Origin of the sequence: Enterobacter cloacae complex sp. IR5450, assembly GCF_049238665.1 — a bacterium.
In the GTDB taxonomy this organism is placed as follows: domain Bacteria; phylum Pseudomonadota; class Gammaproteobacteria; order Enterobacterales; family Enterobacteriaceae; genus Enterobacter; species Enterobacter hormaechei_C.
In genome coordinates, this window is record NZ_JBMKIC010000021.1 from 67531 (window position 1) to 81794 (window position 14264).

The 14264-nt window shown below is 57.1% G+C and carries 14 protein-coding genes; 8 read left to right on the forward strand and 6 right to left on the reverse strand.

Annotated elements, in window-relative coordinates; translation table 11 throughout:
• Positions 1–11 precede the first annotated feature (11 nt).
• The 6 genes from pxpA to ACOTYB_RS16230 form a co-directional block, all read right to left on the reverse strand.
• A complete protein-coding gene (gene pxpA / locus ACOTYB_RS16205) occupies positions 12–752 on the reverse strand; it encodes a 5-oxoprolinase subunit PxpA (RefSeq protein WP_023324328.1) in 741 nt (246 codons plus the stop codon).
• Positions 739–1671, reverse strand: coding sequence for a 5-oxoprolinase subunit PxpC (pxpC, locus tag ACOTYB_RS16210; RefSeq protein WP_023315643.1), 933 nt, complete (start codon positions 1669–1671; stop codon positions 739–741). Before pxpC ends, pxpA begins: the two co-directional genes overlap by 14 nt.
• A complete protein-coding gene (gene pxpB, locus ACOTYB_RS16215) occupies positions 1665–2321 on the reverse strand; it encodes a 5-oxoprolinase subunit PxpB (protein WP_003858633.1) in 657 nt (218 codons plus the stop codon). The genes pxpC and pxpB overlap by 7 nt, the downstream gene beginning before the upstream one ends.
• Before the next feature lie 14 nt (positions 2322–2335).
• Positions 2336–3079: a type 2 GTP cyclohydrolase I gene (locus ACOTYB_RS16220; RefSeq protein WP_003858635.1), complete on the reverse strand. Its 744-nt coding sequence runs from the start codon at positions 3077–3079 to the stop codon at positions 2336–2338.
• Positions 3080–3089: 10 nt separating this feature from the next.
• On the reverse strand, positions 3090–4502 hold the full coding sequence (gene phrB, locus ACOTYB_RS16225) for a deoxyribodipyrimidine photo-lyase (RefSeq protein ID WP_136466774.1): 1413 nt from the start codon (positions 4500–4502) through the stop codon (positions 3090–3092).
• A 598-nt stretch (positions 4503–5100) separates the two neighbouring features.
• A complete protein-coding gene (locus ACOTYB_RS16230) occupies positions 5101–5307 on the reverse strand; it encodes a YbfA family protein (RefSeq protein ID WP_003858637.1) in 207 nt (68 codons plus the stop codon).
• Between the two features lie 310 nt (positions 5308–5617).
• Between ACOTYB_RS16230 and kdpF the strand changes: the two genes are divergently transcribed.
• The 8 genes from kdpF to ACOTYB_RS16270 all read left to right on the forward strand — a co-directional run bounded on the left by kdpF (position 5618) and on the right by ACOTYB_RS16270 (position 14211).
• Positions 5618–5707, forward strand: a complete 90-nt coding sequence (gene kdpF / locus ACOTYB_RS16235; RefSeq protein ID WP_003858638.1) for a K(+)-transporting ATPase subunit F — start codon at positions 5618–5620, stop codon at positions 5705–5707.
• Positions 5707–7386, forward strand: coding sequence for a potassium-transporting ATPase subunit KdpA (gene kdpA / locus ACOTYB_RS16240; protein WP_220153652.1), 1680 nt, complete (start codon positions 5707–5709; stop codon positions 7384–7386). The genes kdpF and kdpA overlap by 1 nt, the downstream gene beginning before the upstream one ends.
• A gap of 18 nt (positions 7387–7404) precedes the next feature.
• On the forward strand, positions 7405–9453 hold the full coding sequence (gene kdpB / locus ACOTYB_RS16245; protein ID WP_045342233.1) for a potassium-transporting ATPase subunit KdpB: 2049 nt from the start codon (positions 7405–7407) through the stop codon (positions 9451–9453).
• Between the two features lie 12 nt (positions 9454–9465).
• Positions 9466–10041 carry a potassium-transporting ATPase subunit KdpC gene (gene kdpC / locus ACOTYB_RS16250; protein ID WP_003858641.1) on the forward strand — a complete coding sequence of 192 codons (576 nt, stop codon included), beginning with the start codon at positions 9466–9468 and terminating at the stop codon, positions 10039–10041.
• Entirely contained in the window at positions 10042–12729 is a 2688-nt protein-coding gene (kdpD, locus tag ACOTYB_RS16255) for a two-component system sensor histidine kinase KdpD (protein ID WP_003858642.1), read from the forward strand.
• Complete coding sequence (gene kdpE / locus ACOTYB_RS16260; RefSeq protein WP_220153651.1) at positions 12726–13403, forward strand: two-component system response regulator KdpE; 678 nt, start codon at positions 12726–12728, stop codon at positions 13401–13403. Before kdpD ends, kdpE begins: the two co-directional genes overlap by 4 nt.
• Positions 13404–13680: 277 nt before the next feature.
• The gene (gene speFL / locus ACOTYB_RS16265) at positions 13681–13785 is read left to right on the forward strand and encodes a leader peptide SpeFL (protein WP_003858645.1); all 105 of its coding nucleotides are present in this window, start codon (positions 13681–13683) and stop codon (positions 13783–13785) included.
• Positions 13786–14040: 255 nt separating this feature from the next.
• On the forward strand, positions 14041–14211 hold the full coding sequence (locus tag ACOTYB_RS16270; RefSeq protein WP_421765839.1) for a hypothetical protein: 171 nt from the start codon (positions 14041–14043) through the stop codon (positions 14209–14211).
• The last annotated feature ends 53 nt before the right edge of the window (positions 14212–14264 follow it).

Sequence of the window (14264 nt, forward strand, 5' to 3'; positions counted from 1 at the left end):
TCCTTTCATGATTATTCTGCGCTGACAACAATGCCCTCTTCCGAGAACGCCGCCCGCAGACGTCGCGCAAACTGGAGCGCATGCTCGCCGTCACCGTGTAAGCACACCGTATCAGCCTGAACGTTTGCCGTTGTACCCTCCGTTGAGGTTACTCGCCCGAAGCGCACCATCTCCAGCGTCTGCGCCAGCGCTTTACCTTCGTCGGTGATCAGCGCACCGGCCTGCGTGCGCGGAACCAGGCTGCCGTCCGGCAGGTATCCCCGATCGGCAAACACTTCCTGCCGCGTGCTCAGCCCCAGCCGTTCGCCGGCACGAATAAGCTCGCTGCCCGCCAGGCCCACCAGCACCAGACGCGGATTGCAGTCCCGCACCGCGCGGGCAATGGCATCCGCCAGCACCGGATCTTTCGCCGCCTGGTTATAGAGCATGCCGTGCGGCTTGACGTGGCGCAACACGCCATTCTCAGCGCGCACTATCGCCTCCAGCGCGCCGATCTGGTAGAGCATTTGCGCGTAAACCGTCTCAGGCGGCAGATCCATCGCCGTGCGGCCAAAGTTTTCCCGGTCCGGAAAGCTGGGGTGAGCGCCTATCGCTACGCCGTTTTTCATGGCATTGCGCACGCTCGCCAGCATGGTCTGCGCATCGCCGGCATGAAACCCGCAGGCGATATTCACCGAGGAGACCAGCGTCATCAGCGCCGCATCGGCGCTGCTGCCCTCTCCCAGATCGGCGTTTAAATCAATCTTTACCATCGAGCCTCCACGCCAGCTGTTCGAGATAACGCTGCTGATCCTGCCGGGCTTTCAGTGCCTCCTCCAGCGAACACTGCACAAAATGAATTGGCTGACCGAGAGGAATTTGCGCCAGATGGTAGCGATCCGCTTCGATAATGCAGGCAATACGCGGATATCCTCCCGTGGTTTGCGCATCGTTCATCAGTACAATGGGCTGTCCGTTGCCTGGTACCTGAATCACCCCCGGCAACAGACCATGGGAAAGCAGCTCCCGGTCAGTTGTGCGGGTCAGCGGCTGGCCCTGAAGCCGGTAACCCATGCGGTTACTCTGCGGGCTGATCTTCCACGGCGAGCGCCAGAAAGACTCTTTCGCGGCTTCATCAAACTCCTGGTATTCCGGTCCTGGTAAGGCGCGGATCACGTTCCCCCACAGCAGCTGTTTCACGCCCTGCGTGGTGGTGAAATGGCGCGTTGAGGTCTTTATTCGCAGACGATCGCCGTCGCGCAGCAGCCGTCCTTCATGGCCGCCCATTCCCGCTTTCTGGTCAGTGCTGGATGAGCCCAGCACCTCCGGCACGTCGATCCCCCCCGCTACCGCAAGATAGCTACGCACGCCGTGCAGAGGACGCTTGAGCGTCAGACGCTGCCCGGCCTTCGCCCGCAGGCGCCAGCCGGTCCACACCGCTTTGCCGTCCAGCGTTGCGTCACAGCCCGCGCCGGTTAAGGCAAACCAGGTTTCCTGACCAAACTCAATCACGCACTGACCCAGCGTAATTTCTAACGCCGCCGTGCTGCCTGCGTTACCTACCAGCAGGTTGGCAATCTCCAGCGAGGGACGATCAAGCGCACCGCAGTAGCTCACGCCCGACTGACGCAGCCCAAAACGCCCGGCATCCTGTACCGAGGTGTAAAGCCCTGCGCGAATAAGCGTTAACATACTCCCTCCTTCTGCGGGATAAAGCGCAGCGTATCCCCCGGACGCAGGAGTATGGGCGCGTCCTGGCCTGGTTCGAATAACGGCGTGGACGTGTGCCCAATCAGCTGCCAGCCTCCCGGTGAAGCGAGCGGATAAATTCCCGTTTGCTCGCCACCAATCGCCACGCTGCCCGCCGGTACGCTCAGGCGCGGCTCAGCCCGGCGCGGCGTATGCAGCTGGGGCGATAACCCGCCCAGATAAGGGAAACCCGGCTGAAATCCCAAAAACCAGACAACATAGTCGACTGAGCTATGCAGCTCCACAACCTGCTTCTCCGTTAATCCACAGTGCTCGGCCACCACGCCAAGGTCGGGGCCTCCCTTGCCGCCATAGACAACCGGGATCTCAATCGTCCGCGATTCCGGCTCCAGCGCCTCGCTCTCCTCCCACCAGCGTTGCAGACGCTCAATGGCATCCAGCGCCCCCGTGTGCGGATCACGCAGCACCACGGTGATATTATTCATACCCGGAATAGCTTCAACCACGCCGGGTAGCTCGGGCAGTCGCTGAGCCAGACGCCAGATACGCTTTTGCGTGGCAAGCGTCACCGGAGGCTCAAGTTCCAGAACCACTGCGGTTTCACCCAGAAGATAACAACGCGCTCGCTGCACTTAACTACCTCTCATCAGGCCGGATTAGGGATATCAATAAACGTCACATCCAGATCGGTATTTTCCGTCAGCCACTCGCTGAGGGCGCGGATGCCGCCACGCTCGGTGGCGTGATGGCCCGCCGCGTAAAAATGCAGGCCTTGTTCACGGGCTGAGTGGATAGTCTGCTCGGAGACTTCGCCGGTAATGAAGGCGTCGACACCAAAACGCGCCGCGCTGTCAATAAAGCCCTGGCCGCCGCCGGTGCACCATGCCACGCGCTTCACGGTATCCGGCCCGGTGTCGCCGCACCACAGCGGACGACGCCCCAGGCGCGCTTCGATCCACGAGGCCAGCTCCAGACCCGGAACCGGCATCGACAGTTCGCCCCACGGCACCAGGGGTTCAATTTCGCCCATCACGGTAATCCCCAGCAGTTGCGCAAGCTGAACGTTGTTCCCCAGCTCAGGATGCGCATCGAGCGGCAGGTGATAGCCGTACAGGTTGATGTCATTCGCCAGCAGCGTTTTGAGTCGGTTGCGCTTCATGCCGCGAATAATCGGTGATTCGTTTTTCCAGAAATAACCGTGGTGGACAATCACCGCATCGGCTTCCTGACGCACCGCCTCATCCAGCAGCGCCTGGCTTGCCGTCACGCCGGTGATGATTTTTTGCACCGTCTCGCGCCCCTCCACCTGCAAGCCATTCGGGCCGTAGTCGCTAAACGAAGCCGTGTTGAGTTTTTCGTTAATCAGGCGTTCCAGTTCACTGTTTTTCATCATCATTCTCTCAAACTTTTCGGGCGGCTTCGTACGCCGCCAGCGTGGCGACGCGCGCCTGTTTATGGTCGACAATGGGACGGGGATAGTTCAGGGTAACACGCTGTTTATCCGCCCATACCCAGGGTTCATGAATGGCTTTGGCCGGGACATCCTTAAGCTCAGGCAGCCAGCGGCGGATAAACTCGCCGTCGGCGTCAAATCGTTGTCCCTGCGTGGTCGGATTGAAGATCCGAAAATAGGGAGCCGCATCCGTTCCGGTGGAGGCCGCCCACTGCCAGCCGCCGTTATTCGCCGCCAGATCGCCATCGATCAGCTGAGAGATAAAATAACGCTCTCCGGTTCGCCAGTCGATAAGCAGATCCTTCACCAGGAAGCTGGCGGTAATCATACGCAGACGGTTATGCATCCACCCGGTTTCATTGAGCTGCCGCATAGCCGCATCAACAATCGGGAAGCCGGTAAGCCCATGCTGCCATGCCTTAAGCAGCTTCTCATTCGACTGCCACTGTACCTGTTCGGTCCAACGAATAAAGGGCCGATGTTTACACAAATCAGGATGATACGTCATCAGATGGCGATAGAACTCACGCCAGATCAGTTCGTTCAGCCACACTGCGCCCGCCCCCCCGTCTAACGCCTGAGGCTGTTCCGCCAGCAGGCGATGTAAACACTGGCGCGGAGAGAGCGCGCCCAGCGCTAGACAGGCCGACAAGCGGCTGGTGCCTTCAATCGCTGGAAAATCCCGACGCGCCTCGTACTCAACCGCCCCCTGCGCGCAGAACTGACGCAACCGGGCGATAGCCGCTTTCTCGCTGGCGGGGAATACTGTTTCATCGAACGACTGCTGGGGATAATTCAGCCTGATCGCCGGCAGATCCGTTATCGTTTCCCCTCTCACGGACGGGGCGGTAACGCACTCAGGTAGTCCCTCTTTCAGGCGTTTGATAAAGGCATTTTTAAACGGCGTGAAAACTTTATACATCTCGTGACTGCCGGTCATTACGCTGCCAGGCGCGAGCATCACGCTGTCATCAAAGCCTTCACAGACCACGCCCGCAAGGGATTTCTCCAGCTGACGATCCCGCTGCTGCTCGTTGAATTCATACTGATAGTTGTAATAAAGATGCGTTACTGCGTACTGCTGGCAGATTGCCTGCACCGTCTGACGCTGAGCGGCAAAATCATGGGCCTCTTTATAGATCAGCGGAATGCCTTTTTCGGCCAGTGAATGTTGCAGGTCATTCAGATAGGCGCTGAGCAGTGCCGCTTGCCGGGGCGCCATGTCATGCTGCCGCCACTGTTCAGGCGTGGCGATAAACAGGCCCAGCACATTCGCGTCTTTAGCGCGGCAGGCCGCCGCGAGAGCGAAGTTGTCGTGAATGCGTAAATCCGCGCGAAACCAAACCAGATGGGTGGGCATAAAACTCCTGGCAATTGTCCATTATGTCCGTAAGGGCATGCCGTAAAAGGAAAAAGGCATGCATTGAACTACTTTGCCATGAAGTGTAGACGGGATGAAATAAAAAAGGCCGCCCGAGGCGGCCTTAACGCTACTTGTCCTGCACTATCGGGGTAAAGGCAATAAACACATCCGGTTTATCACTCTTTACAACGAGTGCGCTGGCGACAGTGAACGCAATGCATAAATAGCGTTTCACTATGCGGTCCCTGCTGCTAACCGCTCCACCTATCACCACCGGTGATAAATCGGTGGACACAAGCCCGGGTAGGTGGGCTGCTTTACGGCTATGGATACACCTTTCCCAGGACCGATGCCCATTTGCGAGATGGCGGAAAGGGACGTGGCATCATAATTAACACCAACGCCAAAAGTAAGTTATTTCAGTAAAATTAGGAATTTATAAAGGTGAAGTGGATTGCGAACTTTTTAAAGAAGGGTATGATAAAAATCCCGGGTAGGGGCTGCAAGATTACCCAACGGACCGCGAATCCCGAGGGACAAAAAAACCGCCACTTTGCTGTAGGCGGTTTTTTTATGGCTACGATGTCACACCGTATCAGTAGAAATCGCAGGTTGCTTTCTCGGCCTGATCCATCCACACCGGCTTCTCGCTGGTTTTCGCCCAGACGCGATGCAGGTAACTGTAGAAACGTGCGCGATCTTTCCAGAACAACATCACCGGCAGGGCCAGCACGCCAGCCACAACGGCGAAAGTGCGACGCATGAAAATGATATGAGCCGGAAACTCTTTATAAAGATCCATATTTTTCTCCCCTGTAGTTGGCCGGAAACCGTCTCCGGAAAATGTGAAATCTGTGACCTGGTTAAAATAATACCGCTTTGTTTGTAATTTTACTACTCATCCGACCACTTATTTTCATCCATTTCGTGAATATTTACATTCATGCCTGTAATTAAGTTACAAAAAAGTTAACGATTTACTTACCAATAGTTAAATTGTGGCTTTTCCCTTTTTTATACTTTTTTTACACCTGCCCTTCTGATTTTTGCGAAATCTTTGCGCCACAAATCCTACCGTTTGTACAACAACAAAAGTCACCCGGAGGTGGAGTGTGAGTGCAGGTCTGATTGCCGGCATCGTGCTGGTGTTCCTGTTATTGGGTTATCTGATTTATGCCCTGATTAATGCGGAGGCATTCTGATGGCTGCTCAGGCGTTTTTGCTTATTGCCAGCTTTTTACTGGTACTGTTTGTGCTCGCCAGGCCGCTGGGAACAGCGCTGGCGCGGCTGATAAACAACGTGCCATTGCCGGGCACGCGAAATATTGAAAATGTGCTCTGGCGCATTTCAGGTATCAGCGACCGGGAAATGAACTGGCGCCAATACCTGATGGCAATACTGCTTCTGAATATCCTGGGGCTTATTGCCCTCTTTACGCTGCTGATGCTCCAGGGCAGTCTGCCGTTGAACCCGCAGCAGTTACCGGGTTTATCCTGGCATCTGGCGCTGAACACGGCGGTCAGCTTTGTCACCAACACCAACTGGCAGTCTTACGCCGGTGAAACCACGCTCAGCTACTTCAGCCAGATGGCCGGGTTAACCGTGCAGAACTTTCTTTCTGCGGCCAGCGGTATCGCGGTGATCTTCGCCCTGACGCGCGCGTTTGCCCGTCAGAATGTCAGCACTCTCGGCAACGCCTGGGTTGATGTCACACGCATCACCCTTTGGATCCTGGTGCCTGTTGCGCTGATTATTGCCCTGTTCTTTATTCAGCAAGGCACTCTGCAAAACCTGCTGCCTTATACCCCTTTCACCTCGCTTGAAGGGGCCAGGGAACTCCTGCCAATGGGGCCGGTGGCGTCGCAGGAAGCAATCAAGATGCTGGGCACCAATGGGGGCGGCTTCTTCAACGCCAATTCATCGCATCCGTTTGAAAACCCAACGGCGTTAACCAATTTTGTACAAATGCTGGCAATCTTCCTGATCCCCACCGCGCTCTGCTTCGCCTTTGGCGATGTAGTTAACGATCGCCGCCAGGGCCGTACGCTGCTGTGGGCCATGTCGTTAATCTTCGTGATCTGCGTAGCACTGGTGATGTGGGCCGAATGGTACGGCAACAGCCACTTTATGCAGCTGGGGGCTAACAGCAATATCAACCTGGAAGGCAAAGAGAGCCGCTTCGGCATTCTTGCCAGCAGTCTCTATGCGGTGGTCACCACGGCGGCCTCCTGCGGGGCGGTGAACGCCATGCATGACTCTTTCACCGCGCTTGGCGGCATGATCCCGATGTGGCTGATGCAGATTGGCGAGGTAGTTTTCGGTGGGGTCGGTTCGGGGCTGTACGGCATGCTGTTGTTCGTCCTGCTCGCCGTGTTTATCGCCGGGCTGATGATCGGCCGCACGCCGGAATATCTCGGCAAAAAAATCGACGTCCGCGAAATGAAATTAACCGCGCTGGCGATCCTGGTCACCCCCGCCCTTGTGCTGCTCGGTACCGCCCTGGCGCTGATGACCGACGTCGGGCGCAGCGGCATCTTTAACCCGGGCATTCACGGCTTTAGCGAAGTGCTTTACGCCGTTTCGTCTGCCGCAAACAACAACGGCAGCGCCTTTGCAGGGTTAAGCGCCAACTCACCGTTCTGGAACTGTCTGCTGGCGTTCTGCATGTTCGTCGGTCGTTTCGGCGTGATTATTCCCGTCATGGCGATCGCCGGAACACTGGTGAATAAGAAGATCCAGCCGACCACCACCGGTACGTTACCGACTCACGGCGCGCTGTTCGTCGGCCTGCTGATTGGCACCGTTCTGCTGGTAGGTGCCCTGACCTTTATCCCCGCCCTCGCGTTAGGCCCGGTTGCGGAATATCTCTCTTTACGCTGATTTTGCGGAGAATTTGTCATGAGTCGTAAACAACTGGCCCTGCTCGAACCGACCTTAGTTCGTCAGGCCCTCATGGATGCGGTAAAAAAACTGAGCCCGCGCGTCCAGTGGCACAACCCGGTGATGTTTATTGTCTGGACTGGAAGTTTACTCACCACCGTACTGGCGATTGCCATGGGAACGGGACACCTTTCGGGGAATGCAACCTTTACCGGCGCCATCAGCCTGTGGCTGTGGTTTACCGTGCTGTTCGCCAACTTCGCCGAAGCGCTGGCGGAAGGCCGCAGTAAAGCGCAGGCCAACAGTCTGAAAGGGGTCAAAAAAACCGCCTTTGCGCGCAAATTACGCGAACCTAAATACGGCGCGCAGATGGACCACGTACCGGCGGATGAACTGCGTAAAGGTGACGTGGTGCTGGTGGAAGCCGGCGACATCATCCCCTGCGACGGGGAAGTGATTGAGGGCGGCGCGTCGGTAGACGAAAGCGCCATTACCGGGGAATCCGCACCGGTGATCCGTGAGTCGGGCGGAGATTTCGCCTCAGTTACCGGCGGAACGCGCATTCTTTCCGACTGGCTGGTGATCCAGTGCAGCGTTAACCCGGGCGAAACCTTTCTCGACCGGATGATCGCCATGGTGGAAGGCGCGCAGCGTCGTAAAACGCCGAACGAGATCGCTCTGACCATTCTGCTGGTGGCGCTCACCATTGTCTTCCTGCTGGCAACGGCGACCCTGTGGCCTTTCTCCGCCTACGGCGGTACAGCGGTCAGCATCACCGTACTGATCGCCCTGCTGGTCTGTCTGATCCCCACCACTATTGGTGGCCTGCTTTCCGCGATTGGCGTGGCGGGGATGAGCCGTATGCTGGGCGCTAACGTCATCGCCACCAGCGGACGCGCCGTTGAAGCGGCGGGGGACGTAGACGTGCTGCTGCTGGATAAAACCGGGACCATCACCCTGGGCAATCGTCAGGCCTCTGACTTTTTACCTGCTCCCGGCGTGGATGAAAAAACGCTGGCTGACGCGGCGCAGCTTTCCTCGCTGGCCGATGAAACCCCGGAAGGCCGCAGTATCGTGATCCTCGCCAAGCAGCGCTTTAACCTGCGCCAGCGCGACGTACAAAGCCTGCACGCCACGTTCGTTCCCTTCACGGCGCAAACCCGCATGAGCGGCATTAACATTCAGGACCGGATGATCCGTAAAGGGTCCGTTGATGCCATTCGCCGTCATATTGAAGCCAATAATGGACACTTCCCCCCGGAAGTCGACCATCTGGTGGAAAGCGTGGCGCGTCAGGGGGCAACCCCGCTGGTGGTGGCGGAAGGTGCAAGCGTTCTGGGGGTAATCGCTCTGAAGGATATCGTTAAAGGCGGTATAAAAGAGCGTTTCGCCCAGATGCGTAAGATGGGCATTAAAACGGTGATGATCACCGGGGATAACCGTCTGACTGCGGCGGCCATTGCCGCCGAAGCGGGCGTGGATGATTTCCTTTCCGAAGCGACGCCGGAAGCGAAGCTGGCACTCATTCGCCAGTATCAGGCGGAAGGTCGTCTGGTGGCGATGACCGGCGACGGCACCAACGACGCCCCGGCGCTGGCGCAGGCCGACGTGGCGGTGGCAATGAACTCCGGTACCCAGGCGGCAAAAGAGGCGGGCAACATGGTGGATCTCGACTCGAACCCGACCAAGCTGATCGAAGTGGTGCACATCGGGAAGCAGATGCTGATGACGCGCGGCTCGCTGACCACGTTCAGTATCGCCAACGACGTGGCGAAGTATTTCGCCATCATTCCGGCGGCGTTTGCGGCAACCTACCCGCAGCTAAATGCCCTGAACGTGATGCACCTGCACTCTCCGGCCTCGGCCATTCTGAGCGCGGTGATCTTCAACGCGCTGATTATTGTCTTTCTTATTCCGCTGGCGCTGAAAGGGGTGAGCTATAAGCCGCTGACGGCCGCCGCCATGCTGCGCCGTAACCTGTGGATTTACGGTCTGGGTGGGCTGGTGGTGCCCTTTATTGGGATCAAGGTTATCGACATGTTGCTAACGCTGTTCGGGCTGGTTTAAAAGGTGGATCCAATGACGATGTTACGTCCCGCTATACTGTTGTTTATTCTGCTGTCTCTGATTACCGGCGGGCTTTACCCGCTGATGACTACCGCGCTGGGCCAGTGGTGGTTTCAGGATCAGGCCAACGGCTCGCTGATTATCCAGAACGGTGAAAACCGCGGCTCGCGTCTGATTGGGCAGAACTTTACGGACCCACGCTACTTCCAGGGACGCCCTTCCGCCACTGCGGAAAGCCCGTATAATCCAATGGCCTCCGGCGGCAGCAATCTGGCGGGCAGTAACCCTGACCTGGACAAAGCCATTGCTGAACGCGTTGCCGCCCTGCGCGCTGCGAATCCGCAGGCCAGCCGTGAGGTGCCGGTTGAGCTGGTCACCGCCTCCGCGAGCGGGCTGGATTACAGCCTGACGCCGGACGCGGTGGTCTGGCAGATCCCACGCGTGGCCGCCGCCCGTCAGCTGACCGTCGAGCAGGTGAGCCAGCTGGTTGCAGAACATACGCAAAAGCCGCTGGTCAGCTTCATCGGCATGCCGGTAGTGAACATTGTTGAGCTGAATCTGGCGCTGGATGCGCTAAGGAAGAACTAAATGACCGACGAGCCCATGCGCCCGGATCCGGACAGGCTGCTTGAACAGACGGCTGAAGCCCACCGTGGCAAGCTGAAAATTTTTTTCGGCGCCTGCGCGGGTGTCGGGAAAACCTTCGCCATGCTGATGGAAGCCCAGCGGCTTCGGGCGCAAGGGCTTGATATTCTCATCGGCGTGGTGGAAACCCACGGTCGCAAAGAGACGGCTGCGCTGCTGACGGGGCTGGCGACGCAGCCGCCCCAGCGTATCAGCCATCGCGGGCGGCTGGTCACGGAGTTTGATCTTGATGCCGCCCTTGCCCGCCGCCCTGCCCTGATCCTGATGGACGAACTGGCGCACAGCAATGCGCCAGGCTCCCGCCATCCGAAGCGCTGGCAGGATGTTGAGGAGCTGCTTGAGGCAGGCATTGACGTCTTCACCACGGTGAATGTTCAGCATCTGGAAAGCCTGAACGACGTGGTGAGCGGCGTAACCGGTATCCAGGTGCGGGAAACCGTCCCCGATCCGTTTTTTGATTCTGCCGATGAAGTCGTACTGGTTGACCTGCCGCCGGACGATCTGCGCCAGCGCCTGCATGAAGGCAAAGTGTATATTGCCGGCCAGGCCGAACGCGCCATCGAACATTTTTTCCGCAAAGGAAACCTGATTGCACTGCGCGAGCTGGCCCTGCGCCGCACCGCCGATCGCGTTGATGACCAGATGCGCGCCTGGCGAGACCTACAGGGACAAGAGCGCGTCTGGCACACGCGGGACGCCATTCTGTTATGCATTGGTCACGGCAGCGGCAACGAAAAACTGGTTCGCACCGCCGCCCGGCTTGCAGCGAAGTTTGGCAGCGTCTGGCACGCGGTCTACGTCGAAACGCCGCAGCTGCATGGCCTGCCGGAAAATCAGCGCCGCGCCATTTTGAGCGCGCTGCGGCTGGCGCAGGAGCTGGGCGCCGAAACCGCAACCCTTTCCGATCCGCAGGAAGATAAAGCCATTCTGCGCTACGCGCGGGAGCACAACCTGGGCAAGATTGTCATTGGACGTCGCCAGCACCGCCGCTGGTTTAGCCGCGAATCTTTTGCCGACAGGCTGGCCCGCCGCGCGCCGGATCTTGATTTAGTCATCGTCGCGCTGGATGACAAGCCCGCCCCCCTGCCCAACCGTACGCCGGACGCTCGCACCTTTGGCGATAAATGGCGCATTCAGATCCGGGGCTGCATGGTGGCCGTGGTCCTCTGCGCCCTGATTACGGTGATTGCCAGCCAGTGGCTCATCGCCTTCGACGCCGCCAATCTGGTCATGATTTATCTGCTCGGCGTCGTTGTGGTCGCGCTCTTTTATGGCCGCTGGCCGTCGGTGCTGGCGACGGTGATCAACGTCATCAGCTTCGATCTCTTCTTTATTGCTCCGCGCGGGACGCTTGCTGTCTCGGACGTGCAGTACATTCTGACCTTTGCCGTGATGCTTACCGTCGGGCTGGTGATCGGGAATCTGACGGCAGGCGTGCGCTACCAGGCACGCATTGCCCGCTATCGCGAGCAGCGCACGCGCCATCTGTATGAAATGTCAAAATCGCTGGCGGTTGGCCGCACGCAGCGAGATATCGTGCAGACCAGCGAGCAGTTTATCCGTTCGACCTTTCATGCCAGTAACCTGATTTTGCTCCCCGACGAACAAGGGCGCCTTCGCCCGCTGACCTCCCCTTCGGGGATGACGCCCTGGGATGAAGCGATTGCCCGCTGGAGTTTCGATAAGGGTTTACCTGCCGGCGCCGGCACCGACACGCTGCCCGGCGTGCCTTACCAGATCCTGCCGCTGCGCAGCGCGGATAAAAATCACGGGCTGGTCATCGTCGAGCCGTCTAACCTGCGTCAGCTGATGATCCCCGAGCAGCAGCGCCTGCTTGAAACCTTCACCCTGCTGGTCGCCAGCGCCCTTGAACGGCTGGCGCTCACCGCCAGCGAAGAGCAGGCGCGGCTGGCAAGCGAGCGCGAAAGTATTCGCAACTCGCTGCTGGCAGCGCTGTCTCACGATTTGCGCACGCCGCTTACCGTGCTGTTTGGCCAGTCCGAAATTCTGACGCTGGATCTGGCGGCGGAAGGATCAAAGCACGCGATGCAGGCCAGCGAAATTCGCCAGCACGTGCTGAATACCACGCGCCTGGTGAACAACCTGCTGGACATGGCGCGCATTCAGTCCGGCGGGTTTAACCTCAAAAAAGAGTGGCTCACCCTTGAGGAGGTTGTCGGCAGTGCGCTGAAGATGCTGGAGCCGGGTCTCGGCGGGCGCCATATTGAGCTGGACATGCCGGAACCCCTGACGTTAATCCATGTGGATGGCCCGCTGTTTGAGCGCGTGCTGATTAATCTTCTGGAAAATGCCGCTAAATACGCCGGGGCAAAGGCCCGGCTGGGGATTTCTGCCAGGGTGGATAAACGTGTGCTGCGGCTCGACGTCTGGGATAACGGGCCGGGTATTCCGGCCGGTCAGGAGCGCGCCATATTCGAAAAATTTGCGCGCGGTAATAAGGAATCCGCCATTCCTGGCGTTGGGCTGGGGCTGGCGATCTGCCAGGCGATTGTCGACGTGCATGGCGGCACCATTTCCGCAGAGAACCGCCCGGAAGGTGGGGCACGCTTTTGTGTTACACTTCCTCTGGAAAGCCCACCAGAACTTGATGAATTACCAGAGGATTTGTGATTAACGTTCTGATTGTTGAAGATGAGCTCGCTATCAGCCGATTTCTGCGTACCGCGCTGGAAGGCGACGGTTTGCGCGTTCATGAAGCCGGAACGCTTCAACGAGGGTTGATTGAAGCCGCGACCCGCAAGCCAGATCTGGTGATCCTGGATCTGGGACTTCCGGATGGCGACGGCATCGATTTTATTCGTGAGGTGCGTCAGTGGAGCCAGATGCCTATTCTGGTGCTCTCTGCCCGCACCGAAGAGACGGATAAAATCGCCGCGCTGGATGCCGGAGCGGATGATTATCTGATCAAACCGTTTGGCATTGGCGAGTTACAGGCCCGGCTTCGTGTGGCGCTGCGTCGACACAGTGCCACCTCCCCTTCCGACCCGGTGTACGCCTTTGGCGATATCCGCGTCGATCTTGCTGCACGCCGCATCGTAAGAGGAGAAGAAGAGATCCACCTTACGCCTATTGAGTTTCGTCTGCTGGCCGTGCTGCTCAATAACCATGGTAAAGTGTTAACGCAGCGACAGCTGTTAAGCCAGGTCTGGGGGCCGAATGCTGTCGAGCATAGTCACTATTTACGCATTTATATGGGACACCTTCGCCAGAAGCTTGAAGCCGATCCCGCGCGTCCTTGTCATTTATTAACAGAAACCGGTATCGGATATCGGTTTATGATCTGAATAAGTATTCACTTTAATTTTAAATAAAAACTTACCAGCCTGAATATAGCCATGAAAATAACGATGAGATTATTTTCACGGCTATATTCGCCCTCTTTAAACACAATTAAAACATCAATTTAACACCGAACCAACAAAACAGCATTTTGATCTGTGTTATTCACTCAAAACGACTAATTATTTCTGAAATGATCGGTTATTGGTGATCTGTTTCACAGTTAATCCCTTTTCCCTGGATAAAATGACCATGCTTTCAATTACTGAAAGGAAACTGAACATGGAAAACAATAATCGTTTAATGCCCCATATAAGGCGGACAACACATATCATGATGTTTGCCCACCGAAACTGTTTTGACTTTCATCTCTTTAACGCCCGGTAGTCCTTCGACTTCTGGCGCATCTGCTTACAGGTTATCCTGAAACACGCTATTTTACAGGCTGTTGCCTGTGAACACCTGCGCTCATTCCTTGTGATTCAGATTCTCCGCAACCGGGCGGACTGAATTCTACTCAGCAAAAAAGCAATTAACTGATTTCGTATCAGCGGACACGCTTTGCTTTTTTTCCCGGAAATAATCGATTTCTTTACCGCAAGAAGTCGAGGGCCCCATATTGCCTGAAATAAAGAGATAAAGATGAAAACGTTAAAAATTGCCGTCAGCCGTGCCTGCCCTGAATGCTTTACCACTTCGCGCGACATTGTGGATATCACCGCATCGGATTATATTGATGTGGCAGCCGTGGTTCTGGCCGTCAGCGATATTTTCAATGGCGCCATAGGTAATGCTGCCAACTTACTGATTTAGTGTATGATGGTGATTTTAAGGTGCTTGCGTGGCTTCCATTTCCATCAGATGTC